General features: G+C 59.4%; 23 protein-coding genes. 6 read left to right on the top strand and 17 right to left on the bottom strand.

Annotated elements, in window-relative coordinates:
• The first annotated feature begins 8 nt into the window (after positions 1-8).
• From csgH to CPY51_RS29660, 3 genes are read left to right on the top strand one after another with little or no spacing between them, the layout of a single operon-like run.
• Positions 9-434, top strand: a complete 426-nt coding sequence (gene csgH, locus CPY51_RS29670) for a curli-like amyloid fiber formation chaperone CsgH (RefSeq protein ID WP_111163958.1) — start codon at positions 9-11, stop codon at positions 432-434.
• A 38-nt stretch (positions 435-472) separates the two neighbouring features.
• Positions 473-1,081: a hypothetical protein gene (locus CPY51_RS29665; RefSeq protein ID WP_111163957.1), complete on the top strand. Its 609-nt coding sequence runs from the start codon at positions 473-475 to the stop codon at positions 1,079-1,081.
• Between the two features lie 31 nt (positions 1,082-1,112).
• A complete protein-coding gene (locus tag CPY51_RS29660) occupies positions 1,113-1,400 on the top strand; it encodes a curli assembly protein CsgF (RefSeq protein WP_111163956.1) in 288 nt (95 codons plus the stop codon).
• A 99-nt stretch (positions 1,401-1,499) separates the two neighbouring features.
• Here CPY51_RS29660 and CPY51_RS29655 read toward each other — a convergent pair whose 3' ends face one another.
• Positions 1,500-1,895 carry a hypothetical protein gene (locus CPY51_RS29655; RefSeq protein ID WP_111163955.1) on the bottom strand — a complete coding sequence of 132 codons (396 nt, stop codon included), beginning with the start codon at positions 1,893-1,895 and terminating at the stop codon, positions 1,500-1,502.
• Between the two features lie 232 nt (positions 1,896-2,127).
• Here CPY51_RS29655 and CPY51_RS29650 point away from each other — a divergent pair, with 232 nt between their 5' ends.
• Both CPY51_RS29650 and CPY51_RS29645 read left to right on the top strand, forming a co-directional pair.
• The gene (locus CPY51_RS29650; protein WP_111163954.1) at positions 2,128-2,796 is read left to right on the top strand and encodes a response regulator; all 669 of its coding nucleotides are present in this window, start codon (positions 2,128-2,130) and stop codon (positions 2,794-2,796) included.
• A complete protein-coding gene (locus CPY51_RS29645) occupies positions 2,786-4,198 on the top strand; it encodes a sensor histidine kinase (protein WP_111163953.1) in 1,413 nt (470 codons plus the stop codon). The genes CPY51_RS29650 and CPY51_RS29645 overlap by 11 nt, the downstream gene beginning before the upstream one ends.
• Before the next feature lie 66 nt (positions 4,199-4,264).
• Here CPY51_RS29645 and CPY51_RS29640 read toward each other — a convergent pair whose 3' ends face one another.
• The 15 genes from CPY51_RS29640 to CPY51_RS29570 form a co-directional block, all read right to left on the bottom strand.
• Entirely contained in the window at positions 4,265-5,146 is an 882-nt protein-coding gene (locus CPY51_RS29640; protein WP_111163952.1) for an ABC transporter permease, read from the bottom strand.
• A gap of 16 nt (positions 5,147-5,162) precedes the next feature.
• Positions 5,163-5,981 (bottom strand): ABC transporter ATP-binding protein, encoded by an 819-nt coding sequence (locus CPY51_RS29635; RefSeq protein ID WP_111163951.1) that lies wholly within the window; start codon positions 5,979-5,981, stop codon positions 5,163-5,165.
• 97 nt (positions 5,982-6,078) lie between these two features.
• Complete coding sequence (locus CPY51_RS29630; RefSeq protein ID WP_111163950.1) at positions 6,079-7,089, bottom strand: ABC transporter substrate-binding protein; 1,011 nt, start codon at positions 7,087-7,089, stop codon at positions 6,079-6,081.
• Positions 7,090-7,738: 649 nt separating this feature from the next.
• The gene (locus CPY51_RS29625; protein WP_111163949.1) at positions 7,739-8,581 is read right to left on the bottom strand and encodes a TIGR01459 family HAD-type hydrolase; all 843 of its coding nucleotides are present in this window, start codon (positions 8,579-8,581) and stop codon (positions 7,739-7,741) included.
• Positions 8,578-9,864 (bottom strand): FGGY-family carbohydrate kinase, encoded by a 1,287-nt coding sequence (locus CPY51_RS29620; RefSeq protein ID WP_111163948.1) that lies wholly within the window; start codon positions 9,862-9,864, stop codon positions 8,578-8,580. Before CPY51_RS29620 ends, CPY51_RS29625 begins: the two co-directional genes overlap by 4 nt.
• Complete coding sequence (locus tag CPY51_RS29615; RefSeq protein WP_111163983.1) at positions 9,861-10,916, bottom strand: class II aldolase/adducin family protein; 1,056 nt, start codon at positions 10,914-10,916, stop codon at positions 9,861-9,863. Before CPY51_RS29615 ends, CPY51_RS29620 begins: the two co-directional genes overlap by 4 nt.
• Before the next feature lie 55 nt (positions 10,917-10,971).
• Complete coding sequence (locus CPY51_RS29610; protein WP_111163947.1) at positions 10,972-11,661, bottom strand: class II aldolase/adducin family protein; 690 nt, start codon at positions 11,659-11,661, stop codon at positions 10,972-10,974.
• Between the two features lie 10 nt (positions 11,662-11,671).
• Positions 11,672-12,709 carry a 2-hydroxyacid dehydrogenase gene (locus CPY51_RS29605; protein ID WP_111163946.1) on the bottom strand — a complete coding sequence of 346 codons (1,038 nt, stop codon included), beginning with the start codon at positions 12,707-12,709 and terminating at the stop codon, positions 11,672-11,674.
• The gene (locus CPY51_RS29600) at positions 12,706-14,283 is read right to left on the bottom strand and encodes an FGGY-family carbohydrate kinase (protein ID WP_111163945.1); all 1,578 of its coding nucleotides are present in this window, start codon (positions 14,281-14,283) and stop codon (positions 12,706-12,708) included. The genes CPY51_RS29605 and CPY51_RS29600 overlap by 4 nt, the downstream gene beginning before the upstream one ends.
• Complete coding sequence (locus CPY51_RS29595; RefSeq protein WP_111163944.1) at positions 14,283-15,407, bottom strand: ABC transporter ATP-binding protein; 1,125 nt, start codon at positions 15,405-15,407, stop codon at positions 14,283-14,285. The genes CPY51_RS29600 and CPY51_RS29595 overlap by 1 nt, the downstream gene beginning before the upstream one ends.
• Complete coding sequence (locus tag CPY51_RS29590; protein WP_111163943.1) at positions 15,404-16,522, bottom strand: ABC transporter ATP-binding protein; 1,119 nt, start codon at positions 16,520-16,522, stop codon at positions 15,404-15,406. Before CPY51_RS29590 ends, CPY51_RS29595 begins: the two co-directional genes overlap by 4 nt.
• A 4-nt stretch (positions 16,523-16,526) precedes the next feature.
• Positions 16,527-17,384: a carbohydrate ABC transporter permease gene (locus CPY51_RS29585; protein WP_111163942.1), complete on the bottom strand. Its 858-nt coding sequence runs from the start codon at positions 17,382-17,384 to the stop codon at positions 16,527-16,529.
• Between the two features lie 7 nt (positions 17,385-17,391).
• The gene (locus tag CPY51_RS29580) at positions 17,392-18,315 is read right to left on the bottom strand and encodes a carbohydrate ABC transporter permease (protein ID WP_111163941.1); all 924 of its coding nucleotides are present in this window, start codon (positions 18,313-18,315) and stop codon (positions 17,392-17,394) included.
• Between the two features lie 131 nt (positions 18,316-18,446).
• Positions 18,447-19,892 carry an ABC transporter substrate-binding protein gene (locus tag CPY51_RS29575; protein ID WP_111163940.1) on the bottom strand — a complete coding sequence of 482 codons (1,446 nt, stop codon included), beginning with the start codon at positions 19,890-19,892 and terminating at the stop codon, positions 18,447-18,449.
• Between the two features lie 125 nt (positions 19,893-20,017).
• Positions 20,018-20,941: a sugar-binding transcriptional regulator gene (locus CPY51_RS29570; protein ID WP_244598822.1), complete on the bottom strand. Its 924-nt coding sequence runs from the start codon at positions 20,939-20,941 to the stop codon at positions 20,018-20,020.
• A gap of 617 nt (positions 20,942-21,558) precedes the next feature.
• Here CPY51_RS29570 and CPY51_RS29565 point away from each other — a divergent pair.
• On the top strand, positions 21,559-22,488 hold the full coding sequence (locus CPY51_RS29565) for a hypothetical protein (protein WP_146260193.1): 930 nt from the start codon (positions 21,559-21,561) through the stop codon (positions 22,486-22,488).
• 269 nt (positions 22,489-22,757) lie between these two features.
• Here the strand turns inward: CPY51_RS29565 and CPY51_RS34160 are convergent, their stop codons facing one another.
• Positions 22,758-22,946 carry a HEPN domain-containing protein gene (locus CPY51_RS34160; RefSeq protein ID WP_111163937.1) on the bottom strand — a complete coding sequence of 63 codons (189 nt, stop codon included), beginning with the start codon at positions 22,944-22,946 and terminating at the stop codon, positions 22,758-22,760.
• Positions 22,947-23,071 lie beyond the last annotated feature (125 nt).

Below are 23,071 nucleotides of genomic sequence, written 5' to 3'. Positions count from 1 at the left end.
GAAAACACATGAGGCTCCGTTTCAAAGAGTTGGGTTTTCTCCTCGCATCCTCAAGTGCAGTCCTTCTTGCTCAAAATTCCGGTGCAGCTTCGATGAACGGCCAGACAATTTTCGGGACGACGAACGATCCGCGCATTCAGCGCTGCGGCATTCATGTCATCGGCGAGGATTGGCTCAGCGTCACGCCATTCATCGAAACTGCAGAAGGCTTCGACGGCAGCTTCGACCTCGGTGTCACCAAGACATCAAAGGCCGGCAGCAGCCAGACACGGCAAAGCAATCATATCAAGGCGGGCGTGCTCAGCGGCTCCCGCATCTGGGTGGATCGTCCGGCACGGATCGACATCGAGATGAATGTCAAAGACGACGGCGGAAAAGTCGTTTGCCGATTGACGCAGGCTTTCAGCCTGCCAGAGCCGGCAACCAAACTTTGAAGGCCTTTGAAAGAACACTAGGAATAGGTGGGAAATCCATGGAATTGTCAGCCAACAGATATGCCAAGCTTCTCGGCGGTGCGTGCATCGTCGCATCACTTCTTGCCGCACCGGCGGCAAAGGCAGCGGAATCGCTTCTCGGGGATTCGGTAACCTCGACGGCGGTTGGTGCGTCACTGATGGAACCTATCCAGCCCTATGCCAGCAACAATGGTACGTCGACCACGACGATCCTGCAGCTCGGCGCCAATAACTACGCCAATGCCGACGTCACCGGGCAGGCAAGCCTCGCCGTCATCAAGCAGTCCGGCGTCAACAACCGCGCGACCCAGGCGATCGACGGCAACAACTCGGCCCTCCTGCTCGTTCAGGGCGGGTCCAACAATTCCGTGGTCCAGGCAGCCAAGGGCAACAACGACTTCCAGCTGGTCGGTGTTTCCGGAAACAACAATACGGTCGCCTATATTCAGAGCGGCGACAATCTTGCCGGTGCACTCGATGTCCGAAATGCAAACAATACGACGGTTGTTGCAATTCAGACTCCGCAAAGTGGCAGATTTTTAATGCCGACAGGTATTAGTGGCCTGCAGAATCAAAATGTTGTTGTGGTGCCGGGAAGAATGTATGTCTTTCCCAAGTCCAGATAGTCTTTCGCCGAATGAATAAAGGAGAGTTCCAATGCGCGTGATCAACATTGCAGCCCTGACCGCGGGTATTATAATTGCGGCAGCCGGTTCGTCTTACGCTTCCCAGCTCGTCTACAAGCCGATCAACCCTTCGTTCGGCGGCGATCCGCAGAATGGCAATTGGTTGCTGTCGCAGGCAAGTGCTCAAGGCAAGGCAGCATCGGGCTCGTCCAGCAGCCCGGGCTTCTCGATCGATTTTCCTGATTTCGGTGGCACGACCCAGACGCCGAGCACGTCAACGACACTGCCCGCCGTCGACAACACGACGCCGACCAACTAACAGGCGGCAGCCATATACTTCAAGATACAAAAGGAGCGGCCCATCTCTGGCCGCTCCTTTTTGCGTTCTATCGGTATTTCCGTCGTCTACGACGACAGCTCAACGCTGGTGGATGATGGCGACGTTGTTGCGGCCCTGCTGCGAGATGAAGGCCTGGTGGCCGGAGCCTTCCTGCGAGATTGATGCAGTGTTCGCATAGCCGACCTGCTGGATCAGGCCAACATTGCCAACACCGTGCTGTTCGATATTCGCGACGTTGAAATCGCCGATCTGCAGCGTGTTGGCAAGATTGCCGGCCGTTGGAGCCGTAAAGGCCGGGACCGCGGAGATCATCGAGAACGCCGGCTTCATGATGGCCGAGGTGTCGAGGCTGGAGTACCCCGTGCCCGTCGCCTGGCGGACGAATGCCGGTGAAGTACTATAGGAGTCGGCTGCGAAGCTCGAAGTGGACAGCAGGCAAGCGGCGACTGCGATAGATGTTGCGATCTTCTTCATTTTTTATCTCCCTGTTTTGTTGTTGCTCGAGATATACATGAGAGCTCATGAAAATTGGGCGAATGTATTTGGTGAATAGGGATATAAAATCAGAATGATATTTTAGCGGTCAATTTAACCTTCTGCAAACCCTGTCTCCGGCTGCGGAGCTTCGCGCCACCCGGTGTTGACGAAGTGGGAAATGCTTGACCACGCCACTCGCAAGACAGGCCGGTTGTTGTATAGTTGTGCCATGAGGATTCTGCTCGTCGAAGACAATCGTGAATTGGCATCCTGGCTCGGCAAGGCCCTGCGCCAGGCACAATATGCCGTCGATATCGTCCACGACGGCGAAGATGCGGATCATTCGCTAAAGGTTGCCGCCTATGCCGTGGTGATCCTCGATCTGTCGCTGCCAAAGCTCGACGGCTTGACGCTGTTGAAGCGCCTGCGTCAGAACGGCAACAAGGTTCCGGTCATTATCCTGACCGCGAATGCCAGCCTCGACGGGCGTGTTGCCGGCCTGGATAGCGGTGCCGATGACTATCTCGCCAAACCCTTCGAGATTGCCGAACTCGAGGCGCGCATAAGGGCACTTGTCCGGCGCGGCCATGATCGTGCCGCGCCGGAGATTGCCGTCGGCGATCTTGTCTTCCAGGGCAGCACTCGCCAGTTCTTCCTGTGCGGCGATCTGCTGGCCCTTACGCCGCGCGAGCATGCCGTGCTTGAACATCTCGTCATGAAGGTGGGAAGCACCGTCAGCAAGGATGTGCTTTCGGATAGCGTCTTCGGGTTCGACGACGTTGCCGATCCGAGCGCCATAGAGATCTACGTGCATCGCGTTCGCAAGAAGCTTGAGGGCAGCACGGTCCAGATCGCCACGCTCCGCGGACTTGGATATTTGTTACGTCATGCGCAATGAGGCCTGCGTCAAACCGATGGGCTGGATCAGCCGCGCCGCCGCCAGGCTTGGTGAGAGCCTACGCATCCAGCTGCTTGCCTGGATAATTCTGACGCTGATCGGCGCCATCTGCGTCAACCTTTATATCAGCTTTCATTCGGCGGACGCGACTGCCGCCCTCGTCACCGATCACACTCTGCTTGCATCCGCCCGGGTGATTGCCGAAGCAGTTCGTGTCGATGCCAGCGGCAATGTGGAAGCGGAAATTCCCCCGGCAGCGCTTGAGATGTTCGACACCGGCTACGGCGACCGGGTGTTTTACCAGGTCATCACCGCCTGGGGCGGCCTGGTGGCGGGCTTTCCTGATCTGCCGCAACCAAAGGCACCCGACCTGGGTGAGGACGGAGACTTCCGGCAGGATGCCGTGCGGTTGATGATGCTCGACCACCCCGTCGTTGGGTTGGAGAACGCGGGAACTATTTCGGTTACCGTGGCAGTCACCCATAACGGGCAATATGCCATGCGTCGCCGCCTCTGGCTTTCGGATTTCACCAAGCAGCTGGCGCTGGTATTGGTCGCCGGGCTGGTGACGATCGTCGGCCTCCAGCGCGGGCTTGCGCCGGTTCTCCGGCTTCGCGACGCCGTTCGCGAGCGCGGCCGCGAACGCCTGGATCCGCTGCCTCCCGACATGGTGCAAAGCGAACTTCGCCCTCTCGTCCACGCGCTCAACGATCACATGGAGCGCGTGCAGAACCAGATGGCCGTGCAGCGCCGCTTTGTATCGAACGCGGCGCATCAGTTGCGCACGCCCTTAGCGCTGATCTCCACACAGGCAAGCGTCGCCGCCCGCGAAAGCGACCCGGAGCGACGTGACGAGGCGCTGCAGGCATTGCGCGCCAGTACACGCCAGGTCACTCGGCTGGCGAGCCAGCTTCTGACCCTTTCGCGCGCCGAGCCTGGAAGCAGGCGACCACGCAGCGATCGGGTCGACCTGACCGCCACTGCTCGTCAGGTGCTCGAAAGCCAGGCCGAGGAGGCGCTCAGGCGCAATATCGACCTCGGGCTGGAGGCAGAGGCGCCCGTGCTTGTCGAGGGTGACGGAACCATGCTGCGCGAAATGCTGGTGAACCTCGTCGACAACGCTTTGCGCTACAGTTCGGCAAATGGAAGGGTGACGGTTCGTGTCGCGCAACAAGACAAGTCCGCCGTGCTCACCGTAGAGGATAATGGCCCCGGCATACCGGAAGACGAACGTGCCCCGGTGTTCGAGCGCTTCTATCGCATCATTGGAACCGAGCCGGAAGGAAGCGGCCTCGGGCTTGCGATCGTTCGGGAAGTGGCCGACGGCGCCGGTGGCTCGGTCGCCTTGAGCGACGGCTCCGACCGCGGCTTGCTGGTCACCGTTCGCCTTCCGATTGCCTGAGCATCGACACAAAAAGAAGGCCGGGCGTGCGCCGGCCTTCTGTAGCATGCAATTGCCCTGCCGGGCTTAATGTGCTTCCGCATGTTGCTGCGGACGCCATTTAGTGAGCCTGTTTTCGATCCTCGTCATGACGAATTCGGCAACTAGGGTCACCATCATGATAAGAAGGATGGCGGCAAACATACCGGCAGCATCGAAAGTGCCCTTGGCAGTCGATATCAACTGTCCGATGCCGTAGCGCGCGCCGACAAACTCACCGACAATCGCACCGATAATCGCAAAGCCGAACGAGACATGCAGGCTGGCAAAGATCCAGCTCATGGCCGAAGGAATGATGACTGCGCGCGTCACCTGCCTGTTGGAAGCGCCAAGAATTCGGGCGTTGGCGATCATATCCCGGTCGGCCTCACGCACACCCTGAAAGGCGTTGGCGAATACGACGAAGAACACCATGATGAAGGCTAGCGCTACCTTGGAGCTAAGACCAAGGCCCATGATCATGATAAAGATCGGTGCCAGCACTACGCGCGGGATCGAGTTGATCGCCTTGATGTAGACCGAGAAGATATCGGCGAGGAAACGGTTGCGGCCAAGTGCGACACCGACCAGAACGCCGGCAATGGAGCCTGCAAAAAAGCCGATCAGCGCTTCTTCCATGGTGACCCACAGATGATACCAAAGGGAACCTTCTGACGTGCCTTCGGTTGCCCATTCGATGAGGCGCGCCCAAATGGAATAGGGACTCGAATAAAAGAACGGGTCGATCCATTGGCGATCCGAAGAAATCTGCCAAAGCCCAAGCGTGAAGACAAGAATGGCGATCTGCCAGAACAGTACCGTCTGCTTTCTGCGCTTGATCGCCTTCATTGCGACGGCTTCAATCTCGGCGTCCGTAGTGCCTGCACGGAAGATCGGGGTGTTCCCGGCTTCAAGGGATGCAAGTGACATGATGTGATCTCCTCCCTTACGCCGCGTCGCTGGCGCGGCGATAACTGGCTTCAACCTCCTGACGGAGATCCTCCCAGATGGTCTTGCAATAATTGATGAAGTTCTGCTCGTAGCGGATTTCCGAGACGACGCGAGGGCGCGGCAGATCGATCTTGTAGACCGATTTGACCGTGGCAGGTCCAGCCGTCAGCACGTAGACTTTGTCGGCAAGCGCGACGGCTTCCTCGAGGTCGTGGGTGACGAAGACAACCGACGCCTTGCGCTCGGCCCAGAGCTTAAGGAGCTCCTCGTGCATGACAGTCCGGGTCTGAACGTCGAGCGCTGAAAATGGCTCGTCCATCAACAGGATTTCCGGCTCGTTGATGAAAGTCTGCGCCAAGGCGACGCGCTTGCGCATGCCACCGGAAAGCTGGTGCGGGTAATGATGGAGAAAGCGCGTCAAGCCGACACGGGCGAGCCAGTCCTTGGCCGCCTTCTCCGCCTCCGCCTTCGACTTGCCGCGAAACAGCGGCCCGGCCATGACATTGTCGATGACGTTGCGCCATGGAAACAAAGCGTCCGTTTGAAACACGAAGCCAACGCGTGGGTCGATGCCGTTGACCGGACCGCCCATGAGGCGAACCTCGCCGGCGCTGGGTTTGGCAAGACCCGTAACCAAATTGAGCGTGGTCGACTTGCCACAGCCGGTCGGACCGACGACAGCGACGAATTCGCCGCGTTCGACCGACATGTTAAAATCGCGAAGCGCTGTCAGCGACTTACCCGTCGGGGAGATGAAGCGACGGCTCACATTGATCAATTCGATCGCCGAAACCTGATTTAAGGCCTGTTGCATGATGATAACCTGACGCGTGCCTTATGTGGGCGTGCACGCCCTGCCCTTGAAGAAACAAACCGCCTCCGGCCGGAGCCGGAAGCGGTCCGGGGAGGAACTACTTGGCGTTCTTCACAAATTCCGTCGTGTAGGTCTTCGACAAGTCAATCTGCTTGCCCTTGACGTTCTTTGAGAATTCCGAAAGCACTGCAAGAACGGTTTTCGGGCCGTCTTCCGGCATGACACCGTCGGGCGTGAACATGCCCTTGCCCGCGTCCAGCGCCTTGATGTAGCCTTCCTTGTCGCCGACGTAGAAATCCTTCGGCATCTTTTCGGCAATTTCAGCACCGCTATGAGTGTTGATGAAGTGCAGGGTCTTCACGAACGCATTGGCGAGCTTCTGCACTTCCGGCTTATGGGCTTCAACCCAAGAGGTTTCCATGTAAAGGGATGCAGCCGGATAGGTTCCACCAAGTGCTGCTTCGGTGAGAGGGACGGTGCGCAGGTCCACCAATATCCGGGCTTCGTTGGTCTTCAGCATGCGCGAAATTGTCGGCTCGGTGGTCATGCCGGCCTGAGCGGTATCCTGCTGAATGGCGGCAATGAAGGTGGCGCCCGCGCCAATCGGGATTGTCACAATATCGCCCGGCTTCAATCCGGCCTTGGCGGCCATATAAAGCGTCAGAAAGTTGGTCGAGGAACCAAGGCCCGTGACCCCGAGGGTCTTGCCCTTGAGATCAGCGAAGGACTTGATATCGGGATATTTGTTGGAAACGAGTTCGACTTCACCCGGTGCCTGGCTGAACTGGACAACCGACTCGACGAATTTGCCCTTCGCCTGCAGGTCGACGCAGTGGTCGTAGAAGCCGACAACCGCCTGGACAGCACCAGCGAGAAGCTGATTTTCCGCGTCAACACCGGCTGCTTCGTTGAGAATCTCGACATCGAGACCTTCGTCTTTGAAGTAACCGAGCGACTCGGTCAGCTTTGCGGGCAGGTAAATTTGTTTCTCAAAGCCGCCCACCATGATGGTGATTTTATCGGCGGCATGTGCCATCGCACCGAGCGAGGCGGCTGATATGACGAGTGAAAGGGCTACAGTATGAAAAAGCGTGCGTGAAAAACGCATTAAAGTCTCCTCCTATTGGTTTTGAACATCGTTCTTATCGTCACACTGGCGTGTGCATCCTCCACGATGCCCAGCAAGGCTAACGCCTGCAACCTTTCAGTCAGCTTTCAGCCGCAATAAAACCTGTTTGTGCCCGATGCTGCCCGCATAAAGCGCGCCTACAGACGATCCAGAAGCAAATTTTTACCTGCTTCAAAACAGGAAATCCGCTTTAAATTCATGAGCGTAGAAATTGCAGTAGAAGACCTGTTTATCGCCGACACGGCAGCGAAGAGCAGATCCTTGCAATGCTTGTGCGAGTTGCAGAATGCTCACTTAACGCAAAGGTTTGTGGACTGATGTATCAATTTGGTAAATCGTTACACCGCCGTACTTGGACGGCCGGGGCTCGCTGACCCCCCTGCCGCAAGGCATGGCGAGCCCCGCGAAAAGTTCCAAACCTGTCACCGACTACATAAAAAAAGACCCGCTGTTCTTGGTGCAGCGGGCCAATGTCTCCAGCAATTTGTCCAGGCGCGGGCACGACCGGACAGTAAGTATTAAGCCATGCTAATATTGAAGGGGTCAAGACCAAAAATTGCCCAAATATGGCCCGCACCGCGCACAGCTGGTTGGCGCCGAACCTGCGGTCCGATCCACCCGGATCCAGCTACCAGTCGAAGTTCGGTAGGATGAAATCGGGCACAGCGCCGTGGTCAGAAAATAGGCGGGTGCGCTCGTCATCCGACCTGTTTGCCAGGATACCGGTGGTGACGAGTACGGAGCGTAGCCCCGCATGCTCCGCGCCCGCGATGTCGTGCTCGACGCTGTCGCCGATGCAGCAGATGCGCGAGGGCTCGACGGGAGCGAGGAAATCGAGGGCGGCCGCATAGATGTCGGGAAATGGCTTTCCGATCCAGCGAACCGTGCCGCCGAGCGCTTGGTAGAGTTCGGCAATCCGGCCGGCGCCGAATGCTTCGCCCGTGCGGGTCAGCATGATCTTGTCGGGATTTGTGCAGAGGCAGGGCACGCCCCGGCCGGCCGCCGGCGCCAGCAGCTTCTCATAGTATGACAGCGGACGAACATCGCCTTCGCTCGCCGCCAGAAGAACGATGTCGGCGTCGGCACCGCTTGCTGCTCGGACAATGTCCAGGCCGTCAAGCGGCGAAGTGTCACCATCCCGGCTTATCAGCAGGCATTTCCGTCGCTCCCGGCCCGGCTTGCTCTCAGCGTCCATGATGCGCCATGCAACTTCGCCAGACGTCAGGAACCAATCCCAGCTCGATGGATCGAAACCAAGCTCAGCAAGCCTGCGATCGTTTTCGGCAGATCGTTTGCCGGAGTTGGACAGGATAACGCTGCGCTTGCCGGCCTGCTTCAAGCGGACAAGCGTACCGGCTGCATTCGGGTACGGTCCCCGACCGTCACGCAATACCCCGAACTGGTCGATGAGGAAGGCGTCGAACCGATCGGCGATTTCGGCGATACCTGATATTGCGACGGGCCTATTCATAGGACACCTGCCGCTTTCGCGCCGATAAGCGCCAATCGTGCTGTACCGGCCGCTGCCTCTTGCGAATAGATCGGCAGGAATGGGACGTCCAGCCGACGCCGGCGTATCTCGCTCCAGGCGACGTTCCGAGCACCACCGCCGACGGTTCGCACCGATCTGAGCGTTGGACCACCAAGTGATCCGAGGCGCTCGTAGCCAAGGCTTTCAATCGCGGCAATACCTTCGAAGATCGCCTTCAGAAACACGACATCACTGTCCGGCCGCGGCACCATGCGCGCCGGCAATACGGGGTCGTTGATCGGAAATCGCTCCCCTGCCCGTAGCAGCGGATAATAGTCGAGACCGGTTTGCGTCTGCGCATCGATCTCGCCCGACAGGGTGACGATACGATCTGCACTGAAATGATGTGCCAGCACGGCGCCGCCGCTGTTCGACGCGCCCCCGGCGAGCCACATATCGCCGATACGGTGACTGTATAGTCCGTATTCCGGCGCGAAAAGCGGACGGTCGGACAGCATCTTCACGGTCAATGTGGTGCCCAGGGCCGTGACCCCGTCGCCCGGCTGATCTGCACCCGTCGCCAGAAAAGAGGCACAACCGTCCGTCGTTCCCGCAACGACAAGAGTGTTTCGTGTCAGGCCGAATTTGACGGCAATGTCGGCCGAGAGTTCACCGTTCGGCGTCCCCGCAGGCGTCACCGTCAGCAACAGATCCGTGCGGACGCCTGTCTTGGCGATCCAATCCGGCCAGCGACGCAAGATCGGGTCGTAACCCGTCTTCAGCGCATTGTTCTCGTCGGATATTCCGTACCGGCCCGTCAAACGACCTGCCAGCCAGTCGGCCTGATGCAGCACATGCGCGACACCGGAAATGGATTGGAAGACCAGCAGCTTGGCAAGCCCTGACGTTGACCCGTGCACCGCACTTTCGATCGGGGCGTTGCCGGCGATGCGATCGAGGATCGCCCGATCCTCCACCACGTCGTTATACATCAGCGGCGTAGCCAGCGGTCGCCCGACCGCGTCCACGGGCAACAGCGTGCCAGATGTTCCATCGATGCTCAATGCCCGCACCCGGTCGCGGTCGATCTGCGCCAGGGCCTCGCCCAACGCCGCGCTGACCGCTTGCCACCACGCCGACGGGTCGCGGTGGTTAGAGGAAAAATCCTCAAGTTTCGCCGTACCAGAGGCCAGGATCGTTCCGTCCACGCTCATCGCGACCGATCGGGCACCCGAGGTGCCGATATCGATGCCGACAACGATCGGCGAAGCGTCCGTGTTCATTGCAGCACCTGTCCGACCCGGTTGAGTTCCTGGCGATATTTCTCCGCGTCCCAGCCGAGCAACTCGGCATTTTCGGCGTCGGTTAGATAGCGCAGCCGTTGGCCTGTCGCGATCCTTCCGGTGACGTCGGAGAGACAGCGCGCCATGGCGAGCGCCCCTTCTGTGATGTCACGCAGGACGAGGGCGCCCTTACCCGGGAAAAGCAATAGCGGAGGCAGCGCCCGTCCACCCGCGCGAAAACTCTTTTCCATCGCGAGCGCATTCTCCTCAGGCGCGGCGATTGCAGAGCCCCTGCCGAGGAAAATGACATGGTCCGGATAGAGGCTGCCACCGGCGGCGATCCTGCAGCTATCGAGATCGGTGGCAGTATCGTGAACCCGCTCTTCCCTAGGCAGACCGTACGCACTGCCGGCCGCCAGACGCGAAAGCGATACGAGATCGGCCGGTGGGGCGGTGCGCCGGGGAAGAGCAAGCCTTGCGGATATATCTGATAACAATGCCTTTGCTTCGGCAACGGTCTCCGCGGCAACGGCAAGTCCATGATTGCCTAGAACCAGAACCGCAGTGTCGCTCCCAAGTCGCTCGGCAATTGCTTTGGCAAGCGGCAGGCCGGGCCGGGCGTAGGGAACAAAGGCATGCGAAACACCGCGAAGCTTCTCGGCGGCGATCGCGGAGGCATTTGCCTGCACCGCCGTTGCAATGGTTTCAACGCAATGCACGTGGATGACGACTTTCTGCGGCAGAAGCGCATGCACGGTTGTCTCGATCGAGGGCCTCAGCCCTAACGGATTGATATCGGCAAGGACAAAATCCTGCGCCTTCTCCGTCGCCGGATCGTTGCGTTCCAATGCCTGGAGCAGCGGATCAAGCGCGACAGGCACCATGACATCCTGGCGGCGTGCATTCTTCAGCCAGAGACCGGATGCTTTTATCCAGAGCTTTCCGCCTTCCTTGATCGATGTATTACCCCCCGCACCTTGCACCAGCGCAGGATCAGCACCAATGCATGCGGAGACATCGAGGAGTGCCTCAAATTCTAAACTTCTTACCATCGTGTCGTCTGTCTCCAGCCTCTTTTCCGCGCCAGATCGTCCGTCTCGCAGAGCATCACCGCCCATCCCCTGGCCGCGGCTCGCTTGACGTCGCGTCCTGCTCCTGCAGTCCGTAAGTGGCAAAGCCTTCGCGTACGCCGGCGATCTCCCCGTCCGGAAGGATCACAGGTCCGCCGATCAGAAGCGCATGATAATATTGCCTAGCGATAGTCTCCAGTTCGACCGCGGCCCACATCGCCTTCTCAAGCGTCGGTCCGGTCGCGATCATTCCGTGATTGGCCATGAGGCAGGCGCTACGCCCCTTAAGTGCCATCAGCACATTCCGCGACAGTTCGCTCGTTCCGTAGCGGGCATAGTCACAGACGCGAACGTCATTGCCGCCGAATGCCGCGATCATGTAGTGGCACGCGGGTATCGGCTTGCGGGCAATGGCGAGGATCGTCGCGAACATCGAGTGGGTATGGACGATCGCTCCGATTTCCGACCGCGAGCGCATGATATCGCGGTGAAAGGGCCATTCGACGGAGGGCTTTTTCGGACCACGCCAGTCGCCGTCGGCGCCGTCGATCGGCATCGAGACGATCATATCGGGCGTCATCATCGAATAGGGGATGGCGGAGGGCGTGATCAGCATCTGACCGTCGTAGCGGGCGCTGATATTGCCCGATGTCCCCTGGTTGAGGCCGCTCGCATTCATGTCGCGGCAGTGCTGGATGATCGAGCAGCGAAGATCTTCTTCTGTCATCGGCCCGCCCTCAGCAAGGATTGACCGGCGGCAGGCCGGCGATGTAGCGGCGGACTTCCTCGGCGGCCATTTCGGCAGCGTAGGTCACCGTGCGCACCGAGGCTCCGGCGATATGCGGCGTCAGCGTCACGTTCGGCAGTTGCAGCAGTGGCCAGTCTGGTGGAACCGGCTCTATCGCAAAGGTTTCCAACATGGCGCTGCCCAGATGTCCGCTGACGAGATTTTCGTAGAGGGCATCATAGTCGCAGAGCGGTCCACGCGCAGTGTTCACGAAGATCGCGCCCAGCTTCATCTTCTCGAAGGCCGCGGCGTTCATGAGGCCCTTCGTCTCCTCGGTCACGCGCGGATGCAGCGTGACGACGTCGGCGCGGCAAAGCAGTTCGTCGAACCCGACATGTTCGACGCCGGCATTATGATCGTCGGCGGTGAGCTGGACGTAGGGATCGTGCACCAGCACATGGCAACCGAATGCCCGCAGCAATCTTACGACTTTCGTCCCGATATTGCCGTAGCCAACGACACCGACGGTCATCTCCGAAAGTTCACGGCCGGTGCGGTCGGCGCGATAGAGATCGCCCCGCCATTCGCCCCTGCGCAGGCTCTCATGACCGGCGCGGATCATCCGTGTCTCGGCGAGGATGGCGCCGAGAGTAAATTCAGCCACCGCGCTCGCGTTACGGCCCGGCGTATTGACGACCAGCACACGGGCATCACGCGCCGCCTGCATGTCGACATTCACCGGGCCGCCGCGGGAGACGGCTACGAACTTCAGATCGGGAAGCTGCGCAAGCATGCCGCGCGACAGGGGGGCGAGCTGCGTGATCAGGATTTCGGCATCGCCAATGAAATCAACAATTTCGTCGGGTTTGCCCATATATTCCTTGAGCCCATCCATGCCTTCGACGGCATAGCCGTGCTCCATTGGCTCGTCCGGCCAGGGCTGCTCCAGCATTCGGATGTCGTGTCCGTCGCCGCAAGCTTCGACGAGTTTGGCTTGAAACACGTCGGACAGCATGAAGCGGTCGCCGATGATGGCTATCTTCTTCATTTCAGATCTACCTTTCGATCGGTCGCAATTGCGCCTTGGGAGAGCGCATGCCAGGTAGGCCGAAGTGCGAGCCGGGATTGTTGATAAGCAGGGAATAGCGCCTCGTAGTGCAAGGCGAGCTTCGGGTCTGCGGGCTCGGGCGCGCATTGATAGGGCGTAACCCATTCGGCAACGCAACCGGCCATGTCAGGGTAGATGCCAAGGGAGACCGCGGCGATCATCGCAGCGCCGGCGGCGCCTGCTTCTTCCCGCCGGCTGGTCTGGACGCTTGCGCCCAGTACCCCGCCAAGGGTTGTCTGGAGCGCAGCGCTACGGGCGGCTCCGCCGGTCAACCGGACGCGGTGTGGCAGAGGACCCATTTCGGCGTAACAATCGCGCGCCGCAAAGGCCAGCCCGTCGAAAACCGCGCGCACCAGATCGCCGAAGCCATGAGCCATCGACAGGCCGACGAAGGAAGCCCGGGCTGCAGCATCCACGAAGGGCCCGCGTTCGCCGGCGTCCGATATATAGGGATGGAACAGGAGCGGCGTGTCACTGGCCTCGGCTAGCCACTCCTCGACGTGAGACAAAAGCTCGACCTTGGTGCTTTCGCGCCCCATGCCCTTGAGAACGCCACCCGCCAGCGATAGCACCCAGTCGATATTGAGTGTCGCGGCCATATTGGACTGCATCTGGGCGTAGGTATCGGTGACCGGCATGCACATGGTGTAACCCGTCAAGTCCCTATTCAGCCTGACGTCGTCGGGGCTCGTTGCCAGCCGCATGTGCATGCCGGTCGAGCCGATGATCGAGCAGCCCGCATCGACGCCTGGCTCGTAGAGACCGGCACCGAGGGCCGTGCAGACCACGTCGACATAGCCCAGCACGACAGGCGTTCCCGCCGGCAGGCCGATCAAGGCAGCCGCCTGTTCGCCGAGCGGGTGCCGGGTGGTGGTCCCGTCGACGATCTCCGGCAGCAGGAAGCTAAGTTTGTCGAGATCGAGAAAGGAGATCACGTTGCTCGAATAGGTGCGGGTGCGGAAATTGCCGAATGTAAAAATGGCTTCCGACGGATCGGTGGCCCGCGCCCCGGTGAGCTTGAAATAGAGCCAGTCCTTGCAGTGGAAAGCGGTCGTGGCGTCCTGCAACATGTCAGGCGCGTTGTCGCGCATCCACCGGAGCTGCGACCCTTGCTGGCAGGCGGCAAGACCAGCCCCGGTGTGGCTGAACCTTTCGACGTCGCCGCTGTCACTGCGCAGCTGCTCGACCACCTTGCCTGCCCGCGCGTCGAGCCAGAGCCAGCCCTTGCCGACGGGTTCGCCGTGGCGATCGATCATCCATGTGCCGTCCCCCTGGCCCGTAACCGCGATTGCAGCGACGCGATCCGACAGGTTCTCGACCTTCTCCGCCAGCGCCACAAGCGTCTGGGCCGCATCCTTCCAGGTTCTTGCCAGATCCTGGACAGCACCCGTTCGCCCGACGGTCTCGTAGGTATTCGGCACTGCGGCGGCCGCGATCTGCCGGCCACCGAGATCGAAGGCGACCGATTTGATCACGGACGTTCCGGCATCGATACCGATCAGGAGATCGCGCATCAGGCGAGCTCCTCGCCATGGGAGATCGCCTTGCCGTTTTCCGCGTCGAAGACATGCAGGCTGGCAGGATCCAACCGGATACCGATCGTGTCTCCGACATGGAGCTTGGTACGATCGTGCTCGACGAGTACCATCGTGTTGCCGGCAAAGTCGGCGGCAATGTGGGTCTGGTCGCCCAGCCATTGGCTGACAGCGACCTTGGCGGTGACGCCGCCGTCACTGCGGCGGACCGAATAGGGGCGGATGCCAAGAGTGATCTTCTGGCGCTTCATCAATTCGGCTCGCACCGCCGGCGAGAAATCGGAGGCGCTGTATTCCAGCCGGACGCCGTCTCCGAGCCCGAAGGAGATTTTGCTGTCGGATCCTGAAACGCCGGCTGGAAACACGTTCATCGGTGGCTCGCCGACGAAGGTGCCGGTGAAGAGATTTGCGGGACGTTCCTTGATCTTCTGCGGGGTGTCGTATTGCTGCAGCTCCCCGCCTTCCATGACGGCGATCCGATCGGCGAGCGCATTCGCTTCTGTCTGATCATGCGTGACGAGGATGGCGGTGAGCCCGCGCTCCTTGATGAAATGCTTGATGCGGCCACGCAGCACGGCACGCAATTGCGGCTCAAGTTGACCCATCGGCTCGTCAAGAAGGTGCAGGCTAGCATCGCGGATAAGCGCTCGGCCGAGGCTGGCGCGCTGCTGCTGTCCGCCGGAAATCGAGCTTGGATAGCGACCGAGGATATCTTCTATCTCCAGCAGCTTGGCGATGTTGGCCACCTTCTCGTTGACGACGCTCTGCGAAAGCCTGGCGGCCTTGAGTGCGAACGCTATGTTTTCCCGGACTGTGAGCGGCGGGTAGAGCGAATAGCCCTCGAAGGCCATGGCAACGTTTCGGCGAACCGGCGCCAGCGTCTGGACCTCCCGGCCACCAACCGAAATCCTGCCGCGCGAAACCGGCTCGAAGCCGGCAATCATCCGCAAGGTCGAGGTCTTGCCGCAGCCGGAGGAGCCGAGAAGCGCGATGATCTCGCCCTCTTTGACGTCCATCGTCAGCTGCTTGACGGCGTGAACGCCGTAATCAATCGGACCATAGAATTTGTCGACGCTGTCGATCAGCAAAGCCATCTCGCTCATGCCGCTTCTCCGCTCCGTGACATGATCTTCGCGCGGGGCCGGATCAACAGCCCGCTTTCCTTGTCGAACAGGAAGGCCGAACGGCCGTTGACTGCGATATGGGCGTCGCCGGATGTCGGTCCCGGTGTACCGGCCGGACGCGATAGCAGGATTTCGCGGCCGCGCGCCGTCAGAACCAGCGCCACCGTCTTCTCGTTGAGAGGCGTTTCCGCCGCAACGGTGACGGGGATCGCCCCCGGTGTCGCGGCATTGGTAAATGCTACCGTTTCCGGACGAAGCCCAAGTACGCAGGACCTGCCGACGACCTCCTCACTGAAGTCGGGAAGCGTGACCTTCACATTCGACAGTTCGACATGAATGCCACCGGAACTTGCCAGTGGCGTCACGTCGAGCAGATTGACCACCGGATCTCCGAAGAGCCGGGCTATCTCCATGTCCGCCGGCGTATTGTAGATTTCCTCCGGCGTGCCGATCTGGCGGATGCGGCCCTGCGACATCACCGCAATGCGGTCGCCGAGCGCCATAGCCTCCTTGTAATCCTGGGTGACATAGACGACCGTCGCGCCCTGCGCGGCCAGCAATCGAGGCAGTTCGAGCCGCATCTCGAAGCGCAGCTTGGCGTCGACATTGCGCAGGGGATCATCGAGCAGCAGGAGCGGCGGTGACCCGGCAAGTGCCCGTGCCAGCGCCGTTCTCTGTTTCTGGCCGTTGGAAAGTGCTTTGGGATGATGCAAGAGCACATGATCGATCTTCAGCAATCGTGCGACTTTGTCGACGCCCTCCTTGATCGCCCTCGATGACGACCGCTTGGCCTCCAGGGGGCTCGCGATGTTCTGGAACGCTGTCATGTGCGGAAAGAGGGCAAAGTTCTGGAATGCCATTCCGACGCCGCGATATTCAGCGTCCACATCGGCCATGTCTTCCCCGCCGATCAGAACGGAGCCCTCGTCGGGGTCAACGACGCCGGCGATCAGCCGGAGTAGGACCGTCTTCCCGGCACCGGAAGGGCCGAACAGCACAAGCCTTTCGCTGTCGCCCACATCGAGGGACAGGTTGTCGAGTACCGTTTGGGTCTTGAAACGCTTGACGATGTTTTTCAGTTGGAGCGTTGTCATCAAACTATCCCTTGACGGCGCCGAGCGAGAGGCCTTCGACGAGATAGCGCTGCGCATAGAGCGCGATGGCGAGCGTCGGCGTCACGGACAGCACGATTGCAGCTGCAATCTGACCGTATTGTATCCCTGAGGAGGTGATGAAGGCGAGAGCTCCCACCGTCACCGGTTGCTTGTCGGCTGAGGCCAGCACCAGCGCAAAGACGAAATTGTTCCACGCGAAGATGAAAGCCAGCAATCCGGCCGCGGCGATCCCTGGGCCTGCCAGCGGCAGTGCTATCTTTCGGAATGTCGCAAACCAGGAATGGCCGGCGATGCGATAGGCATATTCGACGTCGGGCGAGATGTCCTCGAAATAGCCGCGGACGATCCACAGGATCAGCGGCAGGCAGATCAGCTGGTAGACCCAGATCAGGCCGACATAGGTGTTGGACAGGCCGAGCCACTGGAAATACTGGGTCAGAGGCAGCAGCACCAGCAATGGAGGCGCGAAACGGAAGGACAGCAACGTGAATGCAATGTCCTCCGACCCCCTGAACTTGTGACGCGCGAAGGCATAGGCCGCCGGCACCCCGAGAACCAGCGCGACCGCGACTGAACTGACCGACAGGAAGACCGAGTTGCCAAGATTGCGCATGAAGGCAATGTCGAGGGTTCCAGCCGCCGTTGTCAGCTTGCCGGTGATCAAGGCAACATAGTTGGAAAGCGTTGGCGCGAAGACCACCGAAGGCGGAATGGCAAGGATCGTCTCGTTCGTCTGGAATGACATCAGGAAGATCCAGACGATCGGGAACATGAAGAAGATGATCACGAGCGCCAAAGCTAGGAACCGCAGGGCTTTTTCGACGGGAGATGTCGTTTCCATGAAATCCTCACGCCTCGCCGCGGGCGCGTTCGCGCAGCCGCAGCCAGTTCTTGATGAACACGTTGGACAGAATGTAGGTAATCGCCCAGAGGATAATCAGAAGCGCTGCCGAACGGCCGACATTGGTGGACTGGAAAAAGTTGAGATAGGCCTCCACCTGAAACACCGTCAGCGTATCGCCCGGGCCGCCCTGCGTCATGGCGTAAATGATGTCGAACTGTTGGATGGAATCAAGCAGCCGGAACAGCGTTGCGGTCAGGATATACGGCGTCAGCATCGGCAGGGTAATGCGGAAGAAGACGAAGCTGCGGGGCACGCCGTCAAGCGCTGCGGCCTCGAAGGGCTGGGTTGGCAGCGAGCGAAGGCCGGCCAGGAGCAATATCATGATGAAGGGCGTGTAGACCCAGATATCGACCAGGACGACCGTCAGCAAAGCCGTGTTCGGCGACGAGGCCCAGCGGAAATTCTCAAGTCCGATCGAACTGGCGAGATAGCTGAGGATGCCGAAGCTCGGATTGGTCATCAGCTTCCACATCAAAGCCGCGAGCGCCGGCGCGATCATGAGCGGAAGCAGCAGCATGATCGAAATGAAATTGTTGACCGTCGAACGCCGCTGCAAAAGCAGGGCAATGCCGAGGCCGAGCAGCAGCTCCAGCGTCACCGTGAAGCCGGCATAGAGCAGCGAAATCTTCAGCGTGTTCCAGAAACCGGAATCGGTCAGAAAGCTCGTATAATTGCCGCCCCAATTGAATTGCCGCGCCCAGGGCTGGCTTAGCCTGTAGCGCTGAAACGAATAGACCACCGCCGTGAAAAAAGGAATCAGGATGCCGATGCAGACGAGAAGCGCCGGAAGGCTGAGCACATAGGGCAAGGCCCTCTTGCTGATCCGGAAGCCGGAAGCGGTCTTTCTGGGCACTGCGACTGAAGACATCTTCAGCTCCGTGGTGGTATTTATTGCGGGCAACGCGCGTCAAGCGCCTTTTCAGGCGAGCGCGTCAGATGTTCCGACAGTCCGGGACAACGCGGATCCGGGGGAGAGAGACCCCGGATCCGCGAGGCTCGTCAGCCGAGGCCGGCCTCTTTAAGCTGGCCGTTGATGCTCTGAGCGAGCTGATCGAGGCCCTCGTCGACAGGCACTTCCTTCGCCACCATCTTCTGCAGCGTCGCCGCCCATTCAGTGGTGACGTCGAAGAACAGTGGCTGCGGCGTGAACTTGATCGACGCACCCGGAGCCGACGAGTTGAACATCTCGACATAGCCCGGATAGCTCTTGTTGAGCCGCTCGGTGAAGATCTCGTCCTTCCAGACCGACTGGCGGACCGGGTTGACGAAGTCCATCTTGGTCGCGCCAAAAATGGCATGCTCGAGGCCGGATGCCCACTGCATGAAGTACCAGGTGGCGTCCTTGTCCTTGGAGAAGTTGGACATTGCGAGCGACCATATCCAGATGTTCGGCGTGGCGGCCTTTTCTTCCGGATTGGCGGCAAAGGCGGCATAGGCAAGCTGGCCCTTCATCTTGTTGTCGCCGCCGTTCATGAAGTAGCCGAGAATGTCGGCATCATAGATCATCGCCGAGGCACCGGCGCCGAGGTCGGTGCCGACCTGATACCAGGTGTAGGTCGACCAGTCCTTGGGGCCGCTTTCCTGGATCATCTGCACCCATTTTGTGTGGAAAGCCTTGGAACCTGCTGTATTCATTGCCGCCGAGAGCTTGCCGTCGGCAGAGACGTTGAGATCTTTCTGGCCGAAGTTGGCATAGCCCGACAGGAAGCCCGGATGGATCGTCGCCCAGGAGCGCGAGCCACGGACACCAATACCATAGACGCCACCGCCGACATCCTTGGTGAGCTTGGCCGCAGTCTCGACCATCTCGTCGATGTTCTTCGGCACGCCGACGCCAACCTTTTCGAACATCGCCTTGTTGTAGGAAAGATTGTTCTGCTCGAAACCCCAGGGGATGCACCACTGCTTGGCGTCTTGCGAACCGAGCGCACCGCCCGGCTGGCCGTTCCAGGCGCAGGAATTCTTGACGCCCGGCAGGAAGTCGTCCCAGTCGTATTTCGGGTTGGTCTTGGTCGGATCGCTGATCCATTCCTTGAGGTCGGTAATCCAGCCGGCCGGACCATAGGTCCAGGTCATGTAGGCACCGGTCATGAAGGCATCATATTCCGACGATCCGGACGACAGTGCCGCCGTCACCTTGTCGAAATAGACGTCTTCGGGAAACACGTCATAGCTGATTTCGATCCCAGTCAAGTCCTTGAAGGCTTGCAAATTGGCAATCATTGCATCGGCGTATGGGTGTTTGTTGAGAAGCAGCTTCAGCTTCTTGCCGGAGTGCTTCTTCCAGTCGAAGTCGGCAGCAAGTGCCTGGCTTGACATCATGTTGAACAGGGTGCCGGCGGTGCCGGCCGCGATGCCGAGGGCACTGAGGCCCTTGAGCATGCCGCGACGATCCACCTCTCCGCGCAGGAACGCGCCGATAAGGTCCTTTTCCTTCTCATGCATTGGTTTCTCCTCCTCTAAGGGTAAACTCTGCTCCAACGAGCCTCACCGGCTACCCGACCCGGCATTCCTCCATCAGCCCGGCCGTTGGCGCTCCCACACCATCGACGAAGGCCTTTGATTGCACCCTAGGGCGCTCGTTCCATCAGCGTCCTTCCGGTCCTCTCATCCGTAATCAATCCGCTCAGCAGCCGGCTTTCGAGAACGGACCGCGTCGCATCCGCTTTGATCTTGCCGCCGACGACAGCCACCATTCGCCTGTTGCTCAATTCCTCGCGGCTGAGCGTGAATGTCCGGTTCGAAAGCGTCGTTTCGATCGGCTTGCCGTGGCGGTCGAAAAAGTGACCCAGCATTTCGCCGACCGCACCGCTTGCCTCGATCTCCTCGATCTCGCTTGCCTCGATCATGCCGGTCGAAACCAGCGAAGCCTTGCGTTTGGCAGTACCGATACCGACAATCAGCAGATCCGCTGTCTTGGCGAGCTCGAAGACCTCGCGAACGCCCCGCTGGCTGAAAAGCACGTCGCGGTCCTCCACCGTATTGGCGAAGAACGGAACCGGCATGACGTAGGCTTCCGCGCCGGTGCGCTCCGCAAGCCGGTGGATCACGTCGTGTGGGTTGGCGGAGAACTTCCGCGTCAGGCCGCCGAGCAGCGACACGAAGCGAACGTGGCGATTGTTGGTTCGCGGCAGATATTCGACGCTTGCCGCCAGTGTCCGGCCGTGGCCGACGCCGATCAGCATCGCCTCGCCGCGCTCCATCTCCCGCTTCAGGAATTGAGCGCCGGCGATACCGAGCGCCCTGAGCGGCAGATCGTCGGCATCGAAATCCGGAACGACTTCACAATAATTAAGGCCGTAGCGCGCCGAAAGCTGTTGCTCCAATTCAACGCATTCGGAAACTTCGCCGTCGATATAGACCTTCACCAGGCCCTCCTGGTTGGCCTTCATGATGAGCCGGTGTGCCTTGAGCGAGGTGAGACCGAGACGTTTGGCCACCTCCGACTGCGTGAGGCCGCCGGCATAATGCAGCCAGGCCGCACGGGTCGCCATGCTTGAATCCTCGTCGCGCACCAAGCCGATCACAAACTCAAGCCTCCCAACCGGTTTGATATTTTTATCTCGTGCTGCAAAATTTTTCATGATTCAATTTTGTTGTCAATGGATTTGTTGCGACTGTGCCCGTTGCCCATGTTGACCTGAATCTTCCAATTGCAGGCTAGGCTGTTCCAATATGCAGACTAGAAATTTCCAAATGGGGAAAAATAGGGTTTTTGGGCGAGCTTCCGCAGCTCGGAGCCGTACGCTGCCCCTAGAGCAACGGCAGGCTGGGTCCCTCACATTGTTACGGGACCGGAACTCGCCGATATCCTACGACGACATAGAGCTAAACGGAATGTCCATCCTCCTTCCGTACGTCTATATCGCGAGAGACGACTTTTTCGATGACTGTCCAACCTGCCGGATTGATACAGGGCATGGGCAACCTCCATTCGGAGACAGACATCTCGGAGGAGGTTTGAGACCTCCCATGGTCCCAGGTGAAACAAGCTAACCTTGCATAAACTCCTTGTTAGCGAGAATGCCTTGTCCGATGACAGCTTGGACGAGCTAGCATACTCGATTTCCTTGTCTCAAAGACGAACCGCAATAGGAGCGAACGGGCGAAGGTGGAATTGGAAGAGCTTGTCGCAACATCGCAAAGTCTTGCCTACATCCGAAAAGGGATGATCGAGACAATCCCATGCGAACCGGTGTCTGCGCGAAAGGAACTTGAGGTACTCGGGTTTTCCGATCTGCTCGCGATTTACATGAACTGGATTGATCGATTGATTGAACCACGCCCCCGTCAAACGCGGTTTTCGCCGGGTTTCTGGGATGAGCGTGCGGCCGCTCAGGTGGCGCCTATCATGGTGATCGCGGAACGGTCAGAAAAAGGCGAAGACCTGAAGGCGTACCTCTCACCTCGCGTCAATTCATCGGGCTACGCGCCGGATGCGAAAACCCGCTCGGGTCTTATTACCGGTGGAAAGGACCGCGCCTTAAACGCTTATGGAATTCACCATCTTCATCTGGTTCCTGGAAATGCGAAGGGCAAGCGATCTGGGGAGAGCACGGACCTGTTGTTCGTCAGAGTCAGACGGGATCACATGGTGTTCGTCATGTGCGGTGGACATTCCAGCTTTGACGATGGCACCCTCCGACAGGCAATGGCGGATCTGGAACTTGCTTCCGGAACCCATATCAGAGGAATTGTAGGCGTTTATCCGGAAATGACGGCTCGCGAGGGCGAAGCCCTGTCACGTCAGGGCATTAACACGGTGACCGCATCCAACGGCTTTTCCACCATGCCTAGTTACTTGTCCACCGCTCTCACTTCTTTGAGGCATCGGCGACACGCCGATGAAATCGTTGATGTAATCGAAAGGTTGGAACCGCTAACCCGTAGCGATGAAGGTCGGGTCGAAATTTGCCGGGAGTTTGGTCTTCCCCGCTCGGAAGCGGCCCGCTTTGGCTGGGCCCTGAACTATTCCACCCTCCTCCTCGTGGAGGAAACCTCACGCAAGGCGGTTGCACAGGTGCCGTATCGAAACATTTAGGCTTTCGGCGCACCAAAAGCTCAGCGGCGGTCCTCATTCTGACCTTCACAGCTCCGTTGAGGGAGGGCGGTCGCAGCTCACCAAGTTTTTCGCCTTGGGCTACGGGCACTGCATATCCTAATCGGATCCAATTCGCATTGGGAGTCCGCTCGCCAAGCCAGGCGCTGATGACAGGCCATAAACGGGAAGCTCTGTAACCTCGAAGACTGGCTTACCAAAGGTCGATGGGTCCGGCTTTTCCGGCGGACCAACGTGACGTTCTCCGTCCCTCACAATTTGTGCGCCAGCTTATCCTTCAGCGCCTGAGGTCCATTGCAAACCGCTGCGATTTGCTCGTCAGAGAAAGTCATAGTCTTCAGGAAATGAAGCTGAAGCAACGCCTCCATCTTTTCGCAAAGCACCCAGAGCGGCATTCCGTCAGCTGACTTAGCTGCCGACCCTGGATCATAGTGTGTCATACCAACGAGCGCTAATCAAAACCGGTGCGCCCAGTCACGCATTCCAATCGACATGATCTTCCACGGCTGAGCGACCAGCTTATTCCATGCGTCGCAGCAATGGGCGACGATGTCCTCGTAATCTT

This window comes from Arminella tubonensis, assembly GCF_003240585.1.
Lineage (GTDB): Bacteria > Pseudomonadota > Alphaproteobacteria > Rhizobiales > Rhizobiaceae > Rhizobium > Rhizobium tubonense.
This window is presented reverse-complemented; position numbering and strand designations above follow the sequence as displayed.